General features: G+C 42.2%; 20 protein-coding genes and 1 tRNA gene. 12 read left to right on the plus strand and 9 right to left on the minus strand.

Annotated elements, in window-relative coordinates:
- Positions 1–227 precede the first annotated feature (227 nt).
- Both BLA28_RS13815 and BLA28_RS13820 read right to left on the minus strand, forming a co-directional pair.
- The gene (locus tag BLA28_RS13815) at positions 228–872 is read right to left on the minus strand and encodes an ankyrin repeat domain-containing protein (protein WP_069158582.1); all 645 of its coding nucleotides are present in this window, start codon (positions 870–872) and stop codon (positions 228–230) included.
- A gap of 144 nt (positions 873–1016) precedes the next feature.
- The gene (locus BLA28_RS13820; protein WP_069158581.1) at positions 1017–1298 is read right to left on the minus strand and encodes a hypothetical protein; all 282 of its coding nucleotides are present in this window, start codon (positions 1296–1298) and stop codon (positions 1017–1019) included.
- Positions 1299–1541: 243 nt separating this feature from the next.
- On the opposite strand from BLA28_RS13820, the gene BLA28_RS13825 reads away from it, so the two are divergent.
- Positions 1542–2090 carry a hypothetical protein gene (locus BLA28_RS13825; protein WP_069158580.1) on the plus strand — a complete coding sequence of 183 codons (549 nt, stop codon included), beginning with the start codon at positions 1542–1544 and terminating at the stop codon, positions 2088–2090.
- Positions 2091–2093: 3 nt separating this feature from the next.
- Here the strand turns inward: BLA28_RS13825 and BLA28_RS13830 are convergent, their stop codons facing one another.
- The gene (locus tag BLA28_RS13830; RefSeq protein WP_069158579.1) at positions 2094–2747 is read right to left on the minus strand and encodes a Crp/Fnr family transcriptional regulator; all 654 of its coding nucleotides are present in this window, start codon (positions 2745–2747) and stop codon (positions 2094–2096) included.
- Between the two features lie 88 nt (positions 2748–2835).
- On the opposite strand from BLA28_RS13830, the gene BLA28_RS13835 reads away from it, so the two are divergent.
- Positions 2836–3375 (plus strand): ECF transporter S component, encoded by a 540-nt coding sequence (locus BLA28_RS13835; protein WP_069158578.1) that lies wholly within the window; start codon positions 2836–2838, stop codon positions 3373–3375.
- A gap of 76 nt (positions 3376–3451) precedes the next feature.
- On the opposite strand, the gene BLA28_RS13840 is transcribed toward BLA28_RS13835, so the two are convergent.
- Genes BLA28_RS13840 through BLA28_RS13850 form a run of 3 tightly spaced genes read right to left on the minus strand, consistent with a single transcriptional unit; the run spans position 3452 to position 5244 of the window.
- Positions 3452–3931: a flavodoxin domain-containing protein gene (locus tag BLA28_RS13840; protein ID WP_069158577.1), complete on the minus strand. Its 480-nt coding sequence runs from the start codon at positions 3929–3931 to the stop codon at positions 3452–3454.
- Positions 3924–4604, minus strand: a complete 681-nt coding sequence (locus BLA28_RS34220; RefSeq protein WP_242880634.1) for an FMN-binding protein — start codon at positions 4602–4604, stop codon at positions 3924–3926. The genes BLA28_RS13840 and BLA28_RS34220 overlap by 8 nt, the downstream gene beginning before the upstream one ends.
- A 1-nt stretch (position 4605) precedes the next feature.
- Positions 4606–5244 (minus strand): TetR/AcrR family transcriptional regulator, encoded by a 639-nt coding sequence (locus BLA28_RS13850; protein ID WP_069158576.1) that lies wholly within the window; start codon positions 5242–5244, stop codon positions 4606–4608.
- A 190-nt stretch (positions 5245–5434) separates the two neighbouring features.
- Here BLA28_RS13850 and BLA28_RS13855 point away from each other — a divergent pair, with 190 nt between their 5' ends.
- Positions 5435–6295, plus strand: a complete 861-nt coding sequence (locus BLA28_RS13855) for a helix-turn-helix transcriptional regulator (RefSeq protein WP_069158575.1) — start codon at positions 5435–5437, stop codon at positions 6293–6295.
- Positions 6282–8357 carry a HelD family protein gene (locus tag BLA28_RS13860; RefSeq protein WP_069158574.1) on the plus strand — a complete coding sequence of 692 codons (2076 nt, stop codon included), beginning with the start codon at positions 6282–6284 and terminating at the stop codon, positions 8355–8357. Before BLA28_RS13855 ends, BLA28_RS13860 begins: the two co-directional genes overlap by 14 nt.
- Positions 8358–8377: 20 nt before the next feature.
- Here BLA28_RS13860 and BLA28_RS13865 read toward each other — a convergent pair whose 3' ends face one another.
- On the minus strand, positions 8378–9016 hold the full coding sequence (locus BLA28_RS13865) for a DUF3298 and DUF4163 domain-containing protein (RefSeq protein ID WP_069158573.1): 639 nt from the start codon (positions 9014–9016) through the stop codon (positions 8378–8380).
- A gap of 104 nt (positions 9017–9120) precedes the next feature.
- Between BLA28_RS13865 and BLA28_RS13870 the strand changes: the two genes are divergently transcribed.
- The 3 genes from BLA28_RS13870 to BLA28_RS13880 all read left to right on the plus strand — a co-directional run bounded on the left by BLA28_RS13870 (position 9121) and on the right by BLA28_RS13880 (position 10950).
- A complete protein-coding gene (locus BLA28_RS13870) occupies positions 9121–9300 on the plus strand; it encodes a DUF6440 family protein (RefSeq protein ID WP_069158572.1) in 180 nt (59 codons plus the stop codon).
- A 231-nt stretch (positions 9301–9531) separates the two neighbouring features.
- Entirely contained in the window at positions 9532–10119 is a 588-nt protein-coding gene (locus tag BLA28_RS13875; RefSeq protein ID WP_069158571.1) for a TetR/AcrR family transcriptional regulator, read from the plus strand.
- A 39-nt stretch (positions 10120–10158) separates the two neighbouring features.
- Complete coding sequence (locus BLA28_RS13880) at positions 10159–10950, plus strand: class I SAM-dependent methyltransferase (protein ID WP_069158570.1); 792 nt, start codon at positions 10159–10161, stop codon at positions 10948–10950.
- A 42-nt stretch (positions 10951–10992) separates the two neighbouring features.
- Here BLA28_RS13880 and BLA28_RS13885 read toward each other — a convergent pair.
- Together BLA28_RS13885 and BLA28_RS13890 are read right to left on the minus strand one after the other, a co-directional pair.
- Positions 10993–11063: transfer RNA gene (locus tag BLA28_RS13885), tRNA-Gly, on the minus strand.
- Between the two features lie 159 nt (positions 11064–11222).
- A complete protein-coding gene (locus tag BLA28_RS13890) occupies positions 11223–12038 on the minus strand; it encodes an HAD family hydrolase (RefSeq protein ID WP_069158569.1) in 816 nt (271 codons plus the stop codon).
- A 266-nt stretch (positions 12039–12304) separates the two neighbouring features.
- Here BLA28_RS13890 and BLA28_RS13900 point away from each other — a divergent pair, with 266 nt between their 5' ends.
- The 5 genes from BLA28_RS13900 to BLA28_RS13920 all read left to right on the plus strand — a co-directional run bounded on the left by BLA28_RS13900 (position 12305) and on the right by BLA28_RS13920 (position 21420).
- The gene (locus BLA28_RS13900) at positions 12305–13204 is read left to right on the plus strand and encodes a LysR family transcriptional regulator (RefSeq protein ID WP_069158567.1); all 900 of its coding nucleotides are present in this window, start codon (positions 12305–12307) and stop codon (positions 13202–13204) included.
- A gap of 4 nt (positions 13205–13208) precedes the next feature.
- On the plus strand, positions 13209–14363 hold the full coding sequence (gene rlmD / locus BLA28_RS13905; RefSeq protein ID WP_069158566.1) for a 23S rRNA (uracil(1939)-C(5))-methyltransferase RlmD: 1155 nt from the start codon (positions 13209–13211) through the stop codon (positions 14361–14363).
- Positions 14364–14600: 237 nt separating this feature from the next.
- Positions 14601–17180: a type I restriction-modification system subunit M gene (locus BLA28_RS13910; protein ID WP_069158565.1), complete on the plus strand. Its 2580-nt coding sequence runs from the start codon at positions 14601–14603 to the stop codon at positions 17178–17180.
- The gene (locus BLA28_RS13915; protein ID WP_069158564.1) at positions 17177–18331 is read left to right on the plus strand and encodes a restriction endonuclease subunit S; all 1155 of its coding nucleotides are present in this window, start codon (positions 17177–17179) and stop codon (positions 18329–18331) included. Before BLA28_RS13910 ends, BLA28_RS13915 begins: the two co-directional genes overlap by 4 nt.
- A 5-nt stretch (positions 18332–18336) precedes the next feature.
- Entirely contained in the window at positions 18337–21420 is a 3084-nt protein-coding gene (locus BLA28_RS13920; RefSeq protein WP_069158563.1) for a type I restriction endonuclease subunit R, read from the plus strand.
- The last annotated feature ends 771 nt before the right edge of the window (positions 21421–22191 follow it).

The following is a 22191-nucleotide window of genomic DNA, read 5'->3' on the forward strand; positions in this document are numbered from 1 at the left end:
AATTTATTTACCAATTTATTCCACTTACATGCAGTATTGTCAGTAATGCTGATACCTATTCAAAAAAGAGGTGTGTCGAATAATCTGCAAGTGATACACAGTTTATTTGACACACCCGCAAACAAAGAATCTTTGTGCCTTCAGTCTAATCTGCATCATTTGATTTCAAAGTCATTATTTCGCCATTCCTTACAGGAACTCAAAATACCATACATAAAGCTATTGTCCTATTCGCCTTTTATTTCCTCATATGTCTTCGCACCGTTTGCTATTAAGTAATTAATTATTTCATCGTTATTGGTAAAATAAGCTTTATCTAAAGGTGTTTGTTCAAATTTGACATAATTTACATCTGCATTATATTCAACAAATAGTTTTACATATTTAAAATCATTATTTTGTATGACAAAATAAAACAGCTGCGTACTCCATGTCGCTTCTGCATTGGGATCTGCGCCATAGTCCAACAGCATTTTTGCCATATCATAATTATCATTTTTAACAGCGTAGTAAATTGGCGGATATATGTATTCTTTTTGTTTATTTGGGTCTGCACCTTTTTCAAGAAGAGTTTTTGCTCTATCTATGTTATCCGCGTAAACATTATATTCAATTGAATTCCTTTGCGAAATGCTCTGCTTAATGTCACTGGTGATATTAAAACCAATGATTAAGAGTAACGGCAATGCAGATAAAAAACCTAAAACAAAGGATATTATGCCAAACACCGACAAAACCCGGCTTTTCTTATTTCTTTTTTTAGCCCATCTTGAATTTACGAATCTAAAAACAATGCTGAGAATTATTCCGCCAATACCAAGCACAAATAGAAATAAAGAAATACTGGCAATCATCATTGCAATAAACGCCATAACAATACTCCTTTCAATATGAGGACGTATAATCACTTTTCTAAACTATGCGTCTATCTTTTGTTTCTGAGGCTGAGAATTAAAGATCCCTTAAGTATATGAATAATACCATTCATATACTGACCCCATAAGAATAATGTCCGTTCATTGAGACATAAGCATTACTATTATTGGCAGGCCTAATATTAAATATATAACATTTAACCCTAATACAATAATCCCACCTATTACATTCATTCTTCTCCTGAATAAAAAATAAATTGAGACTGCTGCATAAATAACGGCAGCGATTGGAGTGACAAAACAAATTACTAAAAACAGCAACCCCAATATCATACCAAAAGGTAACGAGAGAAACAGGAAGGCAAGCATAGGAAGGCAGTTAAGGATGCTTAAACTGAGTAAAGCTATTAAATATTTTTTCATAATAAATCCCCATTATAGAAAACCTCATCAGTATATGTATACATCGTCATATCACAAAAGAATATAAGAACAGGAGATAATATTTTTTTCAAGATTCCCCTCTGGATCTTTTCATGATAAAATCATCTTACAAGAATTTTCTGTAGCAGGCAACGAAATAAGACTGAAAATCAAATAATATTATTTGAAAAAGAGAAAAGAAATATTACCTATACTATCTATAATAAGGAAGGAACAGAAAAAATGAGAGTTTTATTTATCGGGAACAGCCATACCTACGTAAATGACATGCCGGAATTGTTTGCCGGGATGGCGAGAGAAAAGGGGATACCCTGTGAGGTGACGATGATCGCCCACGGAGGATGGTTTCTTCATCAGCATCAGAAGGAACCGGATGTGAGATTTAACATTCTTTTCGGCAATTATGACTATGTGGTTCTTCAGGAGCATGCTCATCCTTTTGGGCCGGAGTCGGTTATGATAGAGGCGGCAAGGGAAATCAGCAAATGGATACGGGAGGCAGGGAGCATCCCTGTAGCTTATATGACCTGGGCGGAAAAAGAAAATGAGGTGGGGCAGCAGCAGATGACGGATGCTTATCGGAGAATGGCGGTTGAAACAGGAGCGGTTTTGGCGCCGGTGGGAGAAGAATGGTGGAAGTATAAGCATGCCCACCCGGAAGTGGAGATGTATGCTTCGGACGGCGAACATGCTTCACTTGAAGGATCCACGCTGGCGGCACGGATTCTTCTGGAGGCAATTCTGGAGAATGAGCAGGAAAAGGAAAGCTGAATGTTACGTAAGGAGCCGGAAATGGCTGCGGCTGAAGTCGATCAGGCCATCCTGCTTCATCCGGGAAAGTTCCCGGGAAAGTGCGCTGCGATCCACGTTCAGGTATTCAGCCATAGCAGCCCTGTTAAGAGGGATGCTGAAGGAACGGGAGCCTGTCTTTTCGGCCTCCTGGGAAAGGTAAGTCAGTACCTTGTCACGGATGGTGGGCTTTATAAGACAATCGTTGCGATCGTGTAATACGAGAGCCATTTCCGCGATTCCGTGCAGAAGGTTATAAAGGAGACGGGCGTGTCCGGGGCAGCTGCTTTGGGTGAGCAGCTTCCGATAGGGAAGGTACAGGACGGAAGAGGTTTCGTCTGCCTGTACGGTTACCGGACTTTTCCTTTCCTGGCTGGCGGCCAGAAGTACGCCGACATAGCTGCCGGGCTTCAGCAGGGTCACGATGACCTGTTTTCCGGTAATATCGGTTTTCAGGGAATGCGCGCTGCCTGAGAGGAGAATACCGAGATCCGATACCGAATCTCCCTGCAGAAGGATTCCTTCATTTTTATGATAATCCTTCTGCACGGCGGACAGGGATTCCAGTATTTCAGGGATCTGGTTCCGGGCGATGTTTTCAAAGAGAGGCGTTCCCTCCGGAATAAGTGTTTTTTTCATAAAGGTTCCTTTCGTTGCATGTGCAACCGATGGATTTTTTCTATCATACTATAATGCTAAGAAAAATCCAAGTCGGAGGTATATTTTTATGGAACAGAAAAAAAGGATTATCCGGATAACACGGACGGCGGTATTTCTCGCCCTTTTGATCGTACTGCAGGCGGCTACGGCACCTTTGAGAAGTACTCTTCTCACAGGTTCTGTGGTCAATTTCCTCCTGATTACCTCGGTAATGCTCTGCGGGCCTGCTTCGGGCTTTACGGTTGCCGTACTTTCCCCGGTGCTGGCAAGATTTCTGGGGATAGGTCCGCTGTGGGCGCTTATTCCTTTTATTATTGCGGGAAATATCACGATTTGCGCCGTATGGTATCTGATTGCGGGAAGAGGAGGAAGGACAGGCGTTTTCAGAAAATGCCTGGCAGTGGCGGGAGGTGCTGCGGCAAAGACGGCGGTATTGTATGGAGGGATTGCCTGTTTCGCGGTGCCTTACCTTCTTGTACTGGCGGAACCGCAGGCATCGCTGGTTTCCGGGATGTTTTCCCTTCCTCAGTTTATTACGGCCATGGCGGGAGGGACGGCGGCAGCAGTTCTGCTTCCGGTTCTGAGAAAAGCGGTAAAAGAAATATAAAAAACAGCACTGCCAGGGGTATGATTTTCCCTGGCAGTGCTGTTTCTGGCAGAAAGAGCCGGTGAAGTACGGCTCCTTATCTGGTATCGGAAGGAAGTACGGTTTTAATTTGTTCCCGGATAAAGGCGGCTGTATCCGAGATATCTGCGGCGTCCGGATGGCCTTTGGCGATACCGCCGATGAGCTTCCAGGGGCCATTGGTATCAAAGCCCTTACACTGAAAACTGCCTGTGATGCTGCAGCCGCAGTTTTCTAAGAGAGCGCGGAAGTTTTTGCTGTAATTTTTCTGGTTGGATCCGCTGGTGAGGATGGTGAAGACCTTACGTCCTGCCAGGTCTTTCCTGTGTTTTTCCAAAAAAGCAAGCATGGCGGCATGAGGTTCGCCCATATAAACGCCGGAAGCCAGGCCGATAAGGCTGTATTGGGACAGATCCGGGAGGGGAGTATCAGTCAGGGGAACCAGTTCGGCGAGGGGTTCACCGCCGATGGCCTGTTTCAGCAGCTTTTCTGTATTTTGGTGGTGTTGGGATACATAGAAAATAATACATTTATTCATGAGAGATACCTCCTGTCAGAGCGTTTTCAACAGCTTTCTGGATAACCAGGCTGGAACAGGTGGCGCCGGAAACGGCATCCACCGGCAGGGTCTGGGTATCGGTGATAACATCAAGCACCTGCTCAGCCGCTTTTCCGCGTTCGTTGTCATGGGAAAGCAGGTCGATATGGGTAATTCGGCCATTCCGGAGGGTGACCTGTACTTTGGCATAAATATAACCGGCATCATATTCCCCTTCATAGTTTCCGTCAGGCATGCGGGAAAAATCTGTACCGGACAGGTGGATATCTGCAATGGCCGAACGGTAGTTTCCATAGTCAATACTGTAGGAAACAATATGTAAAACAATGCACAGAAGCATGATGCAGGTGAGGAGCCGGTGCTGCTTGAGCCGGAGCCGGTCATCCCGGCAGATATGGCACAGGGTTATCAGGAGAACCAGGGTAATCAGGATGGCCGCTCCCGACAGGTATACGGAAATGTGTCTTGTTTTTATAAGAGAGAGGGCACAGATAAGATGAATCAGTCCGATGATTAGCAGGGCGGCGGATAAGGGCTTATGAAGCTTCATAAATAAGTTATCCGCCGCTGAAAGGCCGAATTTTCTTGTTATTCCTTTGGTGCCCAGCAGGCAGAAGCACAGAAGGCATAAGAGGCCGGTGAGGATACCCATATCAACATCCTCCTTTTAAGGATTGAAGCAGCATGCGGAAGCTGTGCTGAAGAAATTCTGATTTATCCATGTTCATTCTTTTTTTCAGATAGCATTCTTTTTCATTCGCCATGGGTATCAGGCTTCCCAATGCGGCCCAGAGAGTAAAGGCGGAGGGCATGATATTGATGTCGGGGGAGAGTATGCCTTCCCGGATTCCCTGCCGGAAAATCTCTGTAATGCAGTCATTGATTTCTTCACCCACATCATAAATAAGATGAAGGATCTCGCTGTCGGCAAGAGACTGCTCATCCACGGGGATATTCCCGAGAATACTGGGAAAATACAGCGGATATTGTTCATACAGCTGTGACAGCTTCGCGCAGATACGAAAATAGCACTGTTCAAAATCCAGGTTTTCCCGGGTGCATTCTTCCATACTTTCCTTCAGGCGGCACATGTGGCTGTATATAATGTGTTCATAAATTTCGTCTTTGCTTTTGAAATATACGTAAAGGGTGGATTTGCTGTAATCCGCAGCTTTGGCAATATCGTCCATGGTGGTCTGGCGGATGCCTTTTTCTGAAAACAGCTTTTCTGCGGTATCCAGTATGCTTTTTTTATGAAATTGGACGAGGGCTTCTTTTTTTCTTCCGGCCATAAGGATTCCTTTCATAATCGAACTATAGTTTCAATAATCATACTATTAGTTCGAATTCGTGTCAAGGCTTTGTTGGCCAGACTTTGCAGCTGCCGGTTTTTTTATCTGTAAAAGTGGGAAAACCGCAAGAATGATTAAAAGCGATTCCCCGTAATTGGGTATAATAAGATTTCTGAAGGAGGAAACACCTATGGCAAACCGCAATATCGAAAATATCACGGCAGTCATTGACTATGTGGAAGATCATCTCACCGAAAAACTGGATCTGGACAGGATAGCGGAGGCGGTACACTACTCCAAATATCATCTCCATCGTATGTTCGCCGATACCGTAGGGCTTACCGTCCATGATTATATTCAGCGGCGGAGACTGACGGAGGCGGCCAAGCTGCTCGTTTTTTCCGACAAGCCTATTCTGGAAATCGCTTTGACGGCAGGATTTGAAAGCCAGCAGGCATTTACGGCCTGCTTTACTTCCATGTATAAAACGGCGCCGGGCAGATACCGGGAAACAGAACGGTTTTATCCCCTTCAGCTGAGATTTCATTTAGAAGGGAGTTATGCAATGCTGGAACAAAAACAAAGACGGCAGTGGGATATTGCCTTTGCCGTGCAGGAGGACATCCCCTGCTGGATGGAACTGGTACGGCTTGTTGTCGATGGCTTTCCCTGCCTGGATGAAGCGGAATATATCCGGGTGCTGAAGGAAAAGATCCGCACCGGACAGGCGCTGATTCTAAAGGACGGGGCAATGGCCGTGGGAATTCTGCTTTTTACCGGTGAGACAGGAAGCATTGATTTCATGGGATGCCATCCTTTATACCGGAAAATGGGGATTCCGAAGGCTTTTTTAGATAAGGTGATGGGAGAACTTCTGAAGGGGAGGGAGCTCAGCATTACCACCTTCCGGGAAGGCGACAGGGCGGATACCGGACACCGCAGGGCGATTAAAGGCCTGGGATTTGCCGAAGCGGAACTGCTGGTGGAATTCGGCTACCCCACACAGCGGTTTGTGCTGCACAGAAAGGAGGGAGAGGATGGAGGAGAATAAAATACCTTTTCCGGAGGAAATCACGCATCTGGCCCGGATAAATGCCATTCTGGAAAAGGCGCTGGACAAAGCGGAGAATTCTGTGGGACAGCTGGAAAGAGAATACCGGGATGCAAAGCGTTATATGGCCGACAATCGGGGAGAAATAGATCCCGACGAAATGTTCCAGAACGAGCTGCTGCTGAAGCAGACGGACAGGACAGGCGCCTTTGCCGCGGAGGGCAGAAACCGGCTGGTACGGCTGAAGGAGTCTCCGTATTTCGCCAGAATCGATTTTCTGGAAGAGGGAAGCAGCCATGCGGAAACCTACTATATCGGCCGTTTCGCTTTTCAGTATGACAGGGAACCCTTGATTTTTGATTGGAGGGCTCCTGTGGCAGGGCTTTTCTATGATTTTGAAAATGGCCCTGCAGGCTTTGAAGCGCCGGCGGGATATATCGGCGGCGAACTCACCGGAAAAAGACAGTTTAAAATTACGGCAGGGGTGTTGGAATATGCACTGGAAAGCTCCGGAAATGTCCGGGATGAGGTGCTGTTAAAAGAATTGAACCATACTTCGGATGAAAAAATGAAATCCATCATTTCCACCATTCAGAAGGAGCAGAACCGGATCATCCGCAATGAAAAGGCGGAAACACTCATTATCCAGGGAGCGGCGGGTTCCGGGAAGACCTCCATTGCCCTGCACAGGATCGCCTATCTGCTGTACCGCTTCCAGGACCGGCTCCATTCCCGTGAAGTGATGATTCTTTCGCCCAATAAGGTCTTTGGGGATTACATATCCAATGTCATACCTGAGCTGGGGGAAGAACCCATATCCGGGACGAGCCTGTCGGATATTGCACATCATCAGCTGGAAAAGGTCATCGGCTTTCTGCCGGAAGAGGATCCCCTTAAGAAAATGGGTAAAGGCCGGGCGGAACGGATACGGTTCAAGTCTTCTATGAGATTCCTGCGGCTTATAAATGAATATAAAATACAACTGCCCTATGCTGTTTTTTCGCCGGAAGAATACTGTTTCGGAGTATTTCATGTAACAAAAGAATGGATCCGTGCCCGTTTCCTTGCCTATGACGGACAGCCGGTGAAACGGCGGCTGGAACTGGCCGCGGAGGATATCCTGGAACGTCTGCGGACGGAGAATATAAGGGAAGAGACCCTTCCAAGGTCAGCGCAGATCAGAAAGAGCCTGGAAGCCATGCTTATTATCAAAAATCCTCTGGCTGTTTATAAGGATTTTTATGTCAAAATGGGAATTGCGGATTTTTTTGTAATGCCCGCGGCTAAAACTCTGGCATGGGAGGATGTCTGTCCGTTTCTGTACCTTTACGGCGCTTTTGAAGGCTTTCGGGAAAATGGTATTACTAAGCATCTGGTTATTGACGAAATGCAGGATTATACGCCGGTACAATTTGCGGTTCTTAACGAGATGTTCCGCTGCCCCAAGACGATACTGGGGGATTTCGGACAGTTTATCAATCCCAACCATCTTCATACATTGAAGGATATACGAAGCCTTTACAAAAATGCGGAATTTGTCATGCTGAATAAAAGCTATCGCTCCACATGGGAAATTATCCGGTTTGCCAAAAGAATATGTCCCAATGATCTGATAGAACCTGTGGAACGGCACGGAGAGGAACCGGATGTGATTTGCTGCGCGGACAGGAAGGAGGAGATAAGGCAGATTAAGAAGGAAATACACCGTTTTGCTGCGGGGCCGAATGCCTCCATGGGAATCCTTATGAGAACCAATGAAGAGGCGGAAAGGATGGCAGAGCTTCTTTCGGAGGACTGTGAAGTGAACCGGATTGCACCGGAAAGTACGGCTTTTGTCAACGGAGTGTCCATAGCTTCGATTCAGATGTCTAAAGGGTTGGAATTTGATGAAGTAATCGTTCCGGATGTGGCTCAGGACACTTATCGGACGGAGAAGGACCGGGGACTGCTTTATATTGCCTGTACACGGGCAATGCACAGACTGACGGTTATGTACGCGGGAGAGAGATCGAAGCTGCTGGCCGGGGAGGGAGAATCCCTCCGCCGACCTGAGAAACTGTAGTATGATGCAGCCATGCGGAATCAGAAAATGTTCCATATGGGGAAATGGAAGGTGGGGATTCCTGTGGAATAGGGGGCTATGTCGTATTGCTGGAAGTAAAGGATGCCGTTATATGGCTCCAGATAGAAATTAGCCAGATTCAGGTTTTCCCTTATTAAAAACTCGTAGTTGTCAAAATAAGTATCGGGATTTTCCTGCTGTCTCTCGGCTATTTGATGGGTGATGTTTTTCTGCAGCTTACACAGGGAATCCGGGGTGAGAGGATATACGTCGCCAAGCTGAAGCAGCGTGCAGTTCCTTAAATTCCATGTGTTTGAGGTACGTTTTGTACCGCCGTGGGCTCCGCCGGTATAGGTGTAGGTGTCTGTGTACAGGCTTAAAATGCATTTTTCATTATAAGTCACTGTGAAATCGATGATAAATTCGTAGCTGTTGAAGGGATGGGCCTGCGTATCCTTTGCGTTTTCAAGGGCTTGTTGGTATAATATAGTGCGGCAGTAGTTTTCACTGTTTTTCGCTTCCCTGTAATAAAAATCGTTGATGCTCTGTACGGAGCAGAACGAGGAAGAAATGCAGGGATAGTTGATTTTGTAGGTGAGAACGGGGGTATCTTCATCGTATAGGGTGTCCTCTAAGGTGGTTTTATAATATGTCTGCATAATATCATCCGGGGATTTTGATTATTAGTAATATATGCGGTGGAGAGGGAAAATGATAAGCTTTATTTTGGAATGGGAATTGTAAGGGAAGAGGGGGATAAGGTATGGATCGGTTTGTAAGAGTTTACAGTCAGGGAATCGTTGATGCGGTTGAAATATGGGTTGATATGGAAACGGGGGTTAATTATATGTGGCGTAAGGCGGCTAATGCCGGAGGGCTGACACCGCTTTTGGATGAGAACGGGAATGTGGTGGTTACGAAGGGCGGGGATGGACGTCAGTGAGTGGCAGCTTGTCTTAAGGGTTTCTGTAACGAGAAAATAGTTTTCTTATTAATCGGCATGATCCAATTACACGGGTTATGCCGCTTTTCTATGGGGATAAGAATGAAGTATCAAAAATAAGCAAAGAGAAAAGCTGAATGGATATGTTATTAAAAGATCTCTTGACATGCATTGCATGTTATGCAACAATAGTTGCATAACATTTGTTTTTTATAAAAGTGAGGTGAAAATATGCCGCCCAAAGCAAAAATATCGAAGGAAATGATTTTGGATACTGTATTGGACATTACAAGACAGGCAGGATTTGATGCTGTAAATGCGAGAAGCATTGCAGACAAGCTGCAGTGCTCAACACGCCCGATTTTTACCTGTTATAAAAATATGGATGAATTAAAGTGTGAATTCCTTGATTTTGCCTTTGAATTTTATAATCAGTATGTTGCTGATTACAGAGCATCCGTAAATACAGATTCTTGCCTGATTCTTCCTTTGTCATATATTGCGTTCGCCAGAGACGAAACAAATTTGTTTAAACTGCTTTTTATTAATGATATGGATTTGGATATGACAGAGGCAAAGGATTTTTATAAGGAAGTGGGAAATGAAGAAAAGGCAAAGATTTTTTCAGACAGCATTGGAGTTGAATGGGAACGCGGAAAAGCCATATTTTTAGATCTGTTCCTTTATACACATGGCATTGCGGTCTTAACAGCGACCGGAAAACTGACATTTGACCGAAATAATGTTGAAAAAATGCTGAAGAATTTACTTTCTGCTTTTATAAAACAGGAAAAGCCGGATTGGGAATTTTTTGCTTAATGATACTTTTCAACTACTTTAAACCGAAGGAGCAGTAATATGAAAACAAATCCGTATTTAATTGATTTTTACAATAATTATGATGAAGACAGCCGTCTGGCGTTAAAAAGCGGGTCGGTGGAATTCCTTACCACCATGCGTTATATAGAGAAATATATAAACCTGAGTGCCCGTGTGCTGGAAATTGGTGCGGGAACGGGACGGTATTCCCATGCACTGGCACGCCGGGGATACGCTGTTGATGCGGTGGAATTGGTGGAGCATAACATTGAGGTATTCCGAAAAAATACCTTATCAACTGAAAATATAACGATTACCCAGGGCAATGCTTTGGATTTATCTGCTTTCCCGGATAATGAATATGATATTACGTTGCTGTTGGGGCCGCTGTATCATCTTTATAGCAAAGAGGATAAAAGACAGGCCCTGGGTGAAGCGATTCGCGTTACAAAACCGGGCGGCTGTATTTTTGCAGCCTATGTTATTTCCGATGGCTGCCTTCTGGATGAAGGATTCCGGCGGGGAAATATCAATGTTGCGGAATATATTGAAAAGGGGCTGATTGACGCCGAAACATTCGCTGCAAAATCGGAGCCAAAGGATTTGTTTGAACTTGTGCGTAAAGAAGATATTGACGATTTGATGTCTGTGTTTCCGACAGCACGCTTACACTATGTCGCAGCAGACGGCTGTGCTTTGTTTATGCGTGAAGTGATTGATGAAATGGAGGATGATACCTTTGAATTATATTTGAAATATCATTTTGCCGTTTGTGAACGGGTTGATTTGGCCGGTATTACAAGCCATGCGCTGGATATATTTAAGAAGTGAGTCTGTTTATCCCTGTTTTCAGGGAATTTGGGCAAAACAAAAAGCAGATAGCGGGAATCGAACCCGTCTCTCCAGCTTGGGAAGCTAGCGTTCTACCGATGAACTATATCTGCATGTATTAGAGTATATCATAAGGTTTAAAATTTGAAAAGAGGGAATTTATTATCCGAATATAAATGAATGATAAAAAATATACAGACAAACAGGAGCTGCTTCCATCATTAGCCCGCAGCGCCTGTTTTGACTGGCAATTGAGAGACATACCGCCCCTTCTACTGTATATTTGTTTTAACCGTACGCAGCACCTGCAGTACTCCGTCATTGATATTGGTATCTGCCACAAACCGGGTCAGGCTCTTGATTTCCTTTCGTGCATTGCCGATGGCATAGCTCTGATCCGCACGAAGCAGCATGCTTGCATCGTTCATATTGTCTCCAAAGGCCATGGTTTCACCGGGAGTTATTCCATACCGGTTCTGAAATTCGGAAAGGGCGATCCCTTTATCTGCATTGATGGGAGTGAAATTCATCCATTGCTTTCCGGCGCATACCAGCTGCAGTTCTTTGTGACCGTGCCATTTCTGGTAAAGCCCCTGGTGTGCGATTTCCTCGGCTCTCGTGGGATGATACATTTCCACGCTGAGAATACCGTCATTAGCAGGCAGATCCTCAGGCATCCGTTTCAGCTTTTTAATATCCAGCTGGTACCCTTCCGTCAGCCAGCGGTAAAGTTCGTCGGCCCCTTCTTTAACATACCCGTCCTTGACTGCGGAAATATAAGTAGTGCATCCGGGAAGAGCCTCAATCTCACGCACAATTTCTATAGCCAGTTCCCGGCGTATGGTATAACAGGACAAAAGATTGCCGTGATAAATCGTACGCGCGCCGTTATCACAGATGAACAGAATATCATCAATTACCGGTGCAAACAATTTTTTCAGGCTGGAATAGGAACGGCCGGATACAGCGGCAAAAAGAATGCCATTTTTTTTCAAATGGCGTATCTGGGTAAAGTATTCCGGGTTCAGATCATGGCCTCCGTCCGGTACCAGAGTGCCGTCCACATCAGAACAAATTAATTTGAGCATGCAGAAAACCTCCCTCAGTCTTCTTAATGGAATTAACGGAAATTATATCGTTCATTGTAGTCTGTATGGGAGAAAACGTCAAGAAAATATGGAAAAAAGAAGAGAGAAGCACATCGGAACGTCAGGAAAATGCCGTATGGAAAGGAATAAATAAAAGTTATCTTTATTTCTTTTTATATAAGGCTATGTTATTATTAATAAAGAGAAAAAGCAGGAAAACCGGCGGAAAATGACAGCCGGAAAAGGCTAAGGGAAAAGGAGAACTCATGCAGGATTTTCGGATGGAAACCTTTCTGGCAGTGTGCCGAAACCTGAATTATACGAAGGCAGCGGAAGAACTGTGCATTACACAGCCCGCGGTGTCACAGCATATCAGGCATTTGGAAGAATACTACGGAACACGGCTTTTTGTCAGCGAGGGAAAAAAGATGGTGCTTACGGAGGCTGGCCGCCTTCTGCAGAGCGCGGGCCTCACTATGCGCCACGATGAATACGCATTAAAGGAACTTATGGCCCGGGCCGGGGCGACAGAACGCAGCCTGCACATGGGCGCGACTATGACAATCGGTGAGTTTGTCCTTCCGTCCATGCTCAGCAGATACATGCTCAGGGCGCCGGAGGCTTCCGTCCATGTTACGGTTGCCAATACGTCGGACCTTCTGGGGCTTATAGATGAAGGAAAACTGGATTTTGCACTGGTTGAAGGCTATTTTTCCCGCCAGGATTATGATTATCAGATTTACTCCACGGAAAAATATATTCCTATCGCAGGAGCCAGGTACCAGACCCGGGCGGGCATGAATGACAGCCGCAAGATCAGGACGGAGGATCTGCTCGGAGAAGCGCTTCTCATCAGAGAAAAAGGAAGCGGCACAAGGGAGGTCCTGGAACGCATACTGGAAGGAAAGAACCTGTCGGTAAGAGATTTCCGCAAGCTCCACGAAATCAACAATATCCACGTTATGAAATATCTGGTGCAGGAAGGCCATGGGATTAGCTTCCTCTATGAAGCCGCCGTCCGGCAGGAACTGGATCAGGGCAGTATTCGGGAAATTCCGCTGAAGGATTTTAATGTGGAGCATGATTTTTATTTTGTATGGAGAAAAGGCAGTATTTTCGGCGGGGAATACAAAGAGATTTTTAAACAATTGAAGGATAAGGAATGAGCATATGGAAAAGAAATGCGTAAATGAAAAAAAGTGCGGAAGCTGCAAATATCTGCACATGACCTATAAAGAACAGCTGAAGAAAAAAGAAGAATTTGTAAAGCATGAGCTGGAGAAATGCCCGGAACTGAAAGGGCATTTCAAACCGATTATCGGCATGGAAAATCCATGGAATTACAGGAATAAGGTAACCGCTGTTTTTGACAGAGACCGGAAAGGAAATCCGATTTCCGGAGTCTATCAGGAAGGCACGCACCGCGTGATCCCGGTAGAGAAATGTCTGATTGAGGACGAGCTTGCGGATAAGATTATCGGGACAATCCGCGGGATGCTGCGTTCTTTTAAAATCAAGGTTTATGATGAGGATACGGGCTATGGCCTGCTTCGCTATGTGCTGGTGAGAAGAGGCTTTGCCACCGGTGAGGTTATGGTGGTTCTTGTGACGGCCTCGCCGATTTTCCCTTCTAAGAGAAATTTTACCAATGCATTGCTGAAGGCTCATCCGGAAATCACAACAGTGGTACAGAATGTGAATAACCGTACGGACAGCTTGATTCTGGGGGATAAACAGCAGATTCTGTATGGGAAGGGATATATTGAAGATATTCTCTGCGGCTGCAGATTCCGGATTTCTCCGGCGTCTTTCTATCAGATTAATCCGGTGCAAACGGAGAAGCTTTACAGTAAAGCGGTGGAGCTTGCAGGGCTGAGCGGGAAGGAAACCGTTATTGATGCTTACTGCGGTATTGGGACGATTGGGCTGATCGCGTCGAAGCATGCGAAGAATGTGATTTCGGTGGAACTGAATCCGGATGCGGTCAGGGATGCGATTGTTAATGCGAAGGTGAATGGGATTAAAAATGTGCGTTTTTATAAGGCGGATGCGGGGCGGTTTTTGACGCAGATGGCGGAAGAAGGGGCGAAGGCGGATGTGCTGCTGATGGATCCGCCGAGGAATGGGAGTTCGGAGGAATTCCTGCGCAGCGCGGCTTTGCTGGGGCCGGGGAAGATTGTGTATATTTCCTGTAATCCGGTGAGTTTGGGGAGAGATTTGGGAGTGCTGAAGAAGATGGGGTATCGGGCGGAGGAGTGTTGGATGGTGGATATGTTTCCTTGGACTGCGCATTGCGAGGTTTGTGTGGAATTGTGTCGAAAATAGACGAGCTGGTATGAGTTAGCATAAGTGTTTATTTATGATGTTAAGTTAAAACAATACTGTTTATAAGAAAAGTTTAATATGTGTTAATTTTAAATCACATATTTATATCTGAATAAAAAGAAAAATGACTTTGGATAAGTAGCAAATAGTTAGATAGATGTTTTGACCAGGTACAATTAAAAAGGTAAGGCTCATCATAGTAATTATTTAATAATAATCATATTGGAGGACTAAATTGTGATTACATCAGAAGAAATTAAACGTAGATTATGGGATGGAGCAACGGAACTGCGAGGGTCGATGGATGCAAGCCGTTATAAAGATTATATGCTTGGTCTAATGTTTTATAAGTTTTTAAGTGATAAGACTTTAGAAACATTTAAATCAACAGCGGGTTTAGGGCAGATGTCGGAAGCAGAGTTAGTTGATGAATATGTAAAGGCAAGAGTCGATTATGATACTGAATTGGATAAAATGATTCAAGATGTATTGGGGTATTATGTAGTACCAGAATACCTTTATCAAACATGGGTGAAAGATATAAATAAAGGTGATTTTGAAGTCCAAAAAGTAACAGACGCACTGAATAATTTTGAACTAACGATTTCGGTAACCGGTGATTCGAATGATTTTAAAGGACTATTTTCAAGTTCAACACTAGATCTGACAGATACGGCACTTGGTAGTAATTTAAATGAGCGCAGTAAAAATATCAAGGCGTTGATTTTATTATTTGCTGATTTGGATATGGTGGCGCTGCAAAAAGGAGATGTTTTAGGTGATGCGTATGAATACTTGATCGGTCAGTTTGCTATGGAGTCGGGGAAAAAGGCTGGGGAATTCTATACACCACGTCAAGTAAGCGAGGTTTTGGCGCAAATAGTAGCCAAAACCCCAAATATTAAATCAATCTATGATCCAACGGTTGGAAGCGGCTCCTTACTTCTTACGGTCAAAAAACATTTGGAAAAAAATATTCAAAAGAATTTAGAATATTATGGGCAAGAAAAAAACACTGCTACCTATAATCTTACCCGCATGAATTTGCTTCTTCATGGTATTCGTCCTGAAAAAATGACTATAAAAAATGGAGATACCTTGTCCCAGGATTGGCCGGAAGATCCAGAACATCCAAATGAAGGTATCCTATTTGACGCGGTAGTTATGAATCCTCCCTATTCAGCAAAGAACTGGAATAAAGCGGGACTGAAAGTAAGCGATCCGAGGTTTGAATTGGCTGGAGTATTACCTCCTGATTCCAGGGGTGATTTTGCCTTTCTTTTGCATGGATTATATCATTTAGGGCAAAATGGAACTATGGCTATCGTACTACCTCATGGTGTGCTTTTTCGTGGTGGTACGGAAGGTGAGATTCGTCAAAGACTTATAGATAAAAATTGTATTGATGCAATTATTGGTTTACCAATTAATTTGTTTACAAATACTGGCATTGCTGTCGTTGTTATGATATTAAAGAAAAATCGCGAATTAAACGCGCCGATTCTTATGATAGATGCGTCAAACGGTTTTATAAAGAATGGAAAACAAAACACGTTGCAAGAGAAGGATATAGCCAAAATTGTAGATACCTATACAGACAGAAAAAAAATACATGGGTACAGTTATTTAGCGACTCGGGAGGAGATTATTGAAAATGATTATAATATAAACATCCCACGCTATATTGAGGCGATGAATGAAGAAATTCCGCATGATGTGGATGCTCATTTGTTTGGCGGTATTCCAAAGAAAAATATAGATGATTTACAAGTTTTACAAACTAGTGTATCTGATTTATTATTAACATCTATGAAGGAACTTCGTCCCAATTATGTGGAATTGACAAAGACAATAACGGAATTAGCGAACGAAATATTATCGGACAAGCGTATTCTTAAAAAATCAGAGGTGCTTAAAATAAAAATAAAAAAATATATTGACAGATATTGGTCTATTTTGCGACAGATTGAGAAAGATACAAACTTGAAAATGCTCATGGATGATATGCTCTTTGAAATAAAAATTATGTTGGCAGAGTTTGATTATATTAATGTTTATGATGGTTATCAGATTGTTGCTGAGATTTGGAAATCCTTTCTCACCCACGACACGGAATTAATTGCCTCGAGTAACTTTTATCAAATCGGCCGCACTCGTGTACCTAACATGGTTACAAAGGGCAGCGGGAATAACAAACATGAGGAACAGGATGGCTGGATTGGTGCGATTGTACCAAATGATTTGATAGCCAAGCGTTTATATCCGGCGGAACTTCTGGAGATTGAAAACAAAAGATTACGTTATATAGAACTTGACACTGAGCTTTCAGAACTTGTTGAAGCTGCCAAAGTGGAAGACAGTGATGAATTTAATGCGTTATATGACACACTCAAAAAAAATGACGACGGAGAACCTCAGGATAGTTTTGAAACTAAAATTGTAAAAGATGAATTAAAAAATTCGGAAAAAGGTAAAAATGAATATAACTTGCTAAGAAAAGTCGATAAACTAATCACGGATAAATTATTGCTGAATAAATCTATAAAGGCTGAAGAAAAAGAACTGAAAAAGAAAATCGAAGAACGCATTCTCGTTCTCACAGATGATGAAATTGACAGTTTGGTTTATGAGAAATGGTTTGGAACTATAGTAGATTTAATGACGGATTTGGTGGTTCAGCCATTAAAAGAAGAATTGAATATTTTAGAAATGTTAATTAATCGTTATTCACAGACCTTATCTGCGATAGAACTTGAATGTGAAACATTAGAAAAAGAGCTTGAAATTTTGGCAAACGAATTGGTGGTGGAAGGATGAGTAAAACTAGAAAATTAGTGCCAAGAAGGCGATTTAAGAAGTATCTAAATGATGGGGATTGGGAACAGCACAAGGTAGGCGAAGTTGTCGATGTTCGAAATGGAAAGGATTACAAACATCTTTCTGAAGGCAGTATTCCAGTATATGGAACGAGCGGGTATATGCTGAGTGTTAATGAAGCTCTTTCATATGACGAGGACGCCGTTGGTATAGGAAGAAAAGGTACAATAGATAAACCTTATGTATTAAAAGCTCCATTTTGGACAGTAGATACACTGTTTTATGCAGTCCCGAGAGAAAAGATGGATTTGGATTTTGTCTTAAACATTTTTCAAAATATTGACTGGAAAAAGAAAGATGAGTCTACAGGAGTTCCTAGTTTATCAAAAACGGCTATAAATGCAACAAGAGTAATGATACCTCAATATAAAGAACAGTGTGTTATTGGGGAATATTTAACTAAGATCGACAATCTATTGACCCTTCATCAGCGTAAGCTAGAGAAAATGAAAGCGTTAAAGGCTGCTTACCTTTCTGAAATGTTTCCCGCGAAGGGGGAGTGCAAACCAAAACGTAGATTTAAGGGCTTCACTGATGATTGGGAACTGCGTAAGTTGGGAGAAATCGGCTCAGTTTCGATGTGCAAAAGGATATTTAAAGAGCAAACATCAGTGAAAGGTGATGTACCCTTCTATAAGATAGGCACTTTTGGCGGAGATGCTGATGCCTTTATCTCACAGGAGCTATTTGAAGAATACAAGGTAAAATACCCGTATCCGTCTAAGGGAGCAATATTGATTTCCGCTTCAGGAAGTATAGGGCGAACTGTTGAATTTACTGGGAAAGACGAGTATTTTCAGGATTCTAATATAGTATGGCTGACTCACGATAAAAGGCTTTGCGACAGCTTCTTGAAGTGCTTTTATGAAACTGTTAAGTGGGCTGGGATTGAGGGGAGTACTATTAAACGACTGTATAATGATAACATTCTTAAAACGGAAATTGCTCTGCCGTGCATAAGTGAGCAAAAGGCTATCGGAAATTTTTTTAGTAATCTCGATCACCTCATTGCCCTCCACCAGCGTACTCTCGAAAAGCTTCAAAATATGAAAAAAGCATATTTAAATGAAATGTTCGTAGGAGGTGAGTAATAATCATGAGCAATAAGGCTAAAGATGCCAGTGAAAAAGCTTTTCAGGAGAATTTTGTATCAGAATTACAAAAATACAAATGGGAGGCGCCAGAATTTTTAAATGGTAACAAACAAAAAGTAACGGTTGATACGTTGCTTGCCCATTGGCGTTCGGAGTTAAACCGAATCAATGCCGACCAATTAGAAGGTGTCCCCTTAACGGATGGTGAATTTAATCAGGTTCTTTTCAAAATCAGCCAGATATCCAATAGCTTTGAAGCGGCTAAAGTTTTAGCAATGGAAGAATCAAAAGGAAAAATTGACGGTATTTACCGTGATGACAATTCAAAGCTTACGAGAAAACAAATCACGTTGACTATTTTTCAAAAAGCACAGGTGCGTGGTGGAGATTCAAGTTATCGGATTGCCAGAGAAGTAGTAACAAAAAAAAATAACCGTTTTGATATTGTGTTGCTAATAAATGGTCTGCCATTAATTAATATTGAGCAAAAGCGAACCGACAAAACGCTTGATGAGGCCTTTAGACAGTTTATCCGTTATTACCATGATGGGGAATATAGTAATAATTTTATGGTATTTTCACAAATGATGGTGATAGCAACAGAAATAGAAACTCGTTACTTTGCCACTCCTAAAACTATAAATGATTTTAACCCAAGCTTTGTTTTTCACTGGTCAAACAAAAATAATAAGCCGGTTAATAACTGGCAGGAGGTAATTGAGCAGTTTTTGATGATACCAATGGCACATCAGATGGTTGGGGATTATCTTGTGATTGATGAGGCGAAAGAGGAAGAAAACAGGCGTCATATGTTAATGCGGCCCTATCAGGTATATGCCCTGCAATCAATAGAGGCGGCAGCCTTTGGCTGGGACAATTATAAAAAGGAACCACACGGTGGTTTTATTTGGCATACCACGGGCTCGGGTAAAACAATTACCAGCTTTAAAACCGCTCTGTTTTTGTCTACGCGGGCAGGGTTTGATAAAATTGTCTTTCTGGTTGATAGACGTGAGCTTGATAACCGCACCAGTGAGAATTTTAAAGCTTATGCTAAATATGAATCCGTGTCTGTTGATGATACAAAACATACCTATCAGCTAAAAAAACAATTAAAGTCGGCGAAAAATGGTATTGTTGTTACGACAACTTTTAAATTGAACAATTTAGTGGAGGATTTAGAAAGCAATGGTGACACCAGTGTAGCTGATAAGAAAATGGTTTTTATCATTGATGAAGCGCATCGCACAACGATGGGACAGATGATGAGCAGAATTAAAAATTATTTCAAAAAGAATGGGCTATTTTATGGTTTTACAGGAACACCTCTGTTTGATGAAAATAAAGTCAAGGGTAAAGTGAATGAGAAAAGTGAAGTTATTAACACAACTGAAAAGCTATTTGGTCCGCTCTTACATCAGTATACAATAGATGAAGCGATTGCCGATGGAAATGTGTTGGGTTTCCATGTTGACTATATCAATACGGGGGAGTTTAAAAGTTACGACGATTTAAGAGATCAGTTAGTGGATAAAGTATTGGAAGAAAGACCAGATCAGGCAAAGAAAGACGTAGAACGACTTGTTCAGGGATGGTCTGAAACAGAAGTGGAGAAACAGGCAAGCATTCGTAAGTTGTTTGTCTATCAAGATGAAACACATATTCCAAGAGTTGTGGAAGAAATTTTATGTAATTGGGAATCTCAGTCACAGGGGCGTGAATTTAATGGGATTTTGACAGTTGCTTATAAAAACCGTGTGATTGCTTATTATAATGAGTTTAAAAAGCAGATAGCTAAAAGTGGTTCCAAATTAAATATTGCAATGACGTTTAGTTTTGGAAATGAAAACGATCCTGATATTATTCCAATTGAAGTTATTAAGGAAATGTTTGATGATTATGCGACTTTTACTGGCATTAAATTCATTGCTGGCGATAAAAAACAGGGAGAAGATGCTTATTTTGAAGATTTAGTGGAGCGCGCAACCCATGGTGGAAGTAATCGTAATTCAAAGAATATTGATTTAGTGATTGTAGCTGACCAGCTTTTAACAGGTTATGACTCAAAACGTTTGAATACCTTATATGTTGATCGTACACTCGAATTACAAGGATTGATACAGGCGTATTCACGGACTAACCGTGTTTTTGGAAAAGCGAAAGAGTTTGGTACGATTATTAATTTCCAATATCCGAGAATCACAGAGGAGATGGTAAATACGGCGCTGAAACTCTATGGTAGTGGAGGTAAGAGCAGCCATGCAATTGTTGATACATATCATACAGCAGTAGAAAAGCTTAATATTAAAATCGTTGAAATGATTGTAACATTATCTGATCCGACTAAATGGGCGGAAATAAAAATTGATGAAGAGAAAAAAGAAGCATTTCTTTTAGCCTTTAAAGATGCGGCAGAACAGTTAAATCTTGTAGAACAGTATTATGAGTTTCGGTGGGATGAGAAATCTTTTGGGATAGATGAGCATACCTGGTTGAAATATATGGGAGCATATAAAAATCTGATTTATAGGCCGGCTACTCCACTGCCAATGACCAATATAAGACCTCTTGTCGGCAAAACCAAACTGGCACGAACACAGGTAATTGATGCAGCACATATTCTGAGTTTGATTGGATCTAAAGTTAGAAGTGTAGATGGGGTTCAAACAGTAAATGATGAAACATTGCGAATTATTCATGAGGAAATTCAAGAACTTAGTAATATGGGAGAAGATGAACAGGCAGCACTCTTAAAAGAATTTGTAGATACTGAACTGGTTCCCGGAAATTTATCAAGCAGTTTAAATTTTGATGAATCTTTTGAAAAATGGAAGAATCATAAACGTGAACGATGTATTTTTACCTTTGCTGAAGAATGGGGATTAGAGCCTCAGTTGCTTAGAGAATCGGTAACTTCATACTCATATTCTCAGCCATCCACGGTTCCTTATATTGATGAATTAATTGAAAGCGTTGTTTTTGAAAATGCCGTAAATAAGTCGGCAGGAAACAGATTGAAACATATTATGGCTTTAACTAAGAAATTACCTACGTGGTTGGCAGAAACGAAGCAAAGGTATGACTAATTATCTCTTTTTTCCGCTGATTGTAACGACTGTTCCGAAAGGTATTTATTATATTTTTTAACGAGAATTTTAAAATATGGCCTTATGTGCAAGTGTTAGAGATGTTATAATTGGCCGGAAACTACACATGGAAGGAAGATAAGGTACAATAGATCTTAAGCTAAGGTTAGTTCATGCCATGAGGGAATCTTTATTATACACTCAACACACGTTGAGACGGTTTGTCTGCTGTCCAAGAAGACTTGATTATGTGTGAGTTTGTGGGATTTTTTTGAGGGATATGCAGTAGTCTTTTTACGAAAAGAAAGATTGTCAGCAGTAGAGAACAATCCTATCACAGAAACTCGGAGTCATATCATGGAAATGGAATATTTTGAACCAATTAATGAGTCATCTTATTTATCTGTTCTCAGGGCACCGGTATACCGTAAAATTATGAGGTGTTTTTAACGTGAATATGAGAAAAAGCATTTCCAGATATATATAGAAGATATCTTCCAGTTGTTTATGCAGGATGAGATGGTAACGGAATTTGTAATGGAACAGCTGATGACAGATCTAGAAGCCTTGGTCAGGTCGAAAATCTTACTACGATCCAGGATCCCAGAATGCTTTACACTATAGCGGATTACAAGAATAAGTAGTATCACATATACTATGTCAGAATATGCGGTTGAGATTGAGTGTCTCACTGTACGACAGGAGAATATCTTTTGCAATCTGACAAATTATCCACGAATTTTTGTACGGCTGAAAAAACTGCAAAAGGCA

The sequence above is a fragment of the Eisenbergiella tayi genome (assembly GCF_001881565.1).
GTDB classification, from domain to species: domain Bacteria; phylum Bacillota; class Clostridia; order Lachnospirales; family Lachnospiraceae; genus Eisenbergiella; species Eisenbergiella tayi.

What these genes read in the sequence shown, in the direction of transcription:
- BLA28_RS13815 (WP_069158582.1), bottom strand. Translation starts at nt 872, where the DNA reads ATGGCGTTTATTGCAATGATGATTGCCAGTATTTCTTTATTTCTATTT.
- BLA28_RS13820 (WP_069158581.1), bottom strand. Translation starts at nt 1,298, where the DNA reads ATGAAAAAATATTTAATAGCTTTACTCAGTTTAAGCATCCTTAACTGC.
- BLA28_RS13825 (WP_069158580.1), top strand. Translation starts at nt 1,542, where the DNA reads ATGAGAGTTTTATTTATCGGGAACAGCCATACCTACGTAAATGACATG.
- BLA28_RS13830 (WP_069158579.1), bottom strand. Translation starts at nt 2,747, where the DNA reads ATGAAAAAAACACTTATTCCGGAGGGAACGCCTCTCTTTGAAAACATC.
- BLA28_RS13835 (WP_069158578.1), top strand. Translation starts at nt 2,836, where the DNA reads ATGGAACAGAAAAAAAGGATTATCCGGATAACACGGACGGCGGTATTT.
- BLA28_RS13840 (WP_069158577.1), bottom strand. Translation starts at nt 3,931, where the DNA reads ATGAATAAATGTATTATTTTCTATGTATCCCAACACCACCAAAATACA.
- BLA28_RS34220 (WP_242880634.1), bottom strand. Translation starts at nt 4,604, where the DNA reads ATGGGTATCCTCACCGGCCTCTTATGCCTTCTGTGCTTCTGCCTGCTG.
- BLA28_RS13850 (WP_069158576.1), bottom strand. Translation starts at nt 5,244, where the DNA reads ATGGCCGGAAGAAAAAAAGAAGCCCTCGTCCAATTTCATAAAAAAAGC.
- BLA28_RS13855 (WP_069158575.1), top strand. Translation starts at nt 5,435, where the DNA reads ATGGCAAACCGCAATATCGAAAATATCACGGCAGTCATTGACTATGTG.
- BLA28_RS13860 (WP_069158574.1), top strand. Translation starts at nt 6,282, where the DNA reads ATGGAGGAGAATAAAATACCTTTTCCGGAGGAAATCACGCATCTGGCC.
- BLA28_RS13865 (WP_069158573.1), bottom strand. Translation starts at nt 9,016, where the DNA reads ATGCAGACATATTATAAAACCACCTTAGAGGACACCCTATACGATGAA.
- BLA28_RS13870 (WP_069158572.1), top strand. Translation starts at nt 9,121, where the DNA reads ATGGATCGGTTTGTAAGAGTTTACAGTCAGGGAATCGTTGATGCGGTT.
- BLA28_RS13875 (WP_069158571.1), top strand. Translation starts at nt 9,532, where the DNA reads ATGCCGCCCAAAGCAAAAATATCGAAGGAAATGATTTTGGATACTGTA.
- BLA28_RS13880 (WP_069158570.1), top strand. Translation starts at nt 10,159, where the DNA reads ATGAAAACAAATCCGTATTTAATTGATTTTTACAATAATTATGATGAA.
- BLA28_RS13890 (WP_069158569.1), bottom strand. Translation starts at nt 12,038, where the DNA reads ATGCTCAAATTAATTTGTTCTGATGTGGACGGCACTCTGGTACCGGAC.
- BLA28_RS13900 (WP_069158567.1), top strand. Translation starts at nt 12,305, where the DNA reads ATGCAGGATTTTCGGATGGAAACCTTTCTGGCAGTGTGCCGAAACCTG.
- rlmD (WP_069158566.1), top strand. Translation starts at nt 13,209, where the DNA reads ATGGAAAAGAAATGCGTAAATGAAAAAAAGTGCGGAAGCTGCAAATAT.
- BLA28_RS13915 (WP_069158564.1), top strand. Translation starts at nt 17,177, where the DNA reads ATGAGTAAAACTAGAAAATTAGTGCCAAGAAGGCGATTTAAGAAGTAT.
- BLA28_RS13920 (WP_069158563.1), top strand. Translation starts at nt 18,337, where the DNA reads ATGAGCAATAAGGCTAAAGATGCCAGTGAAAAAGCTTTTCAGGAGAAT.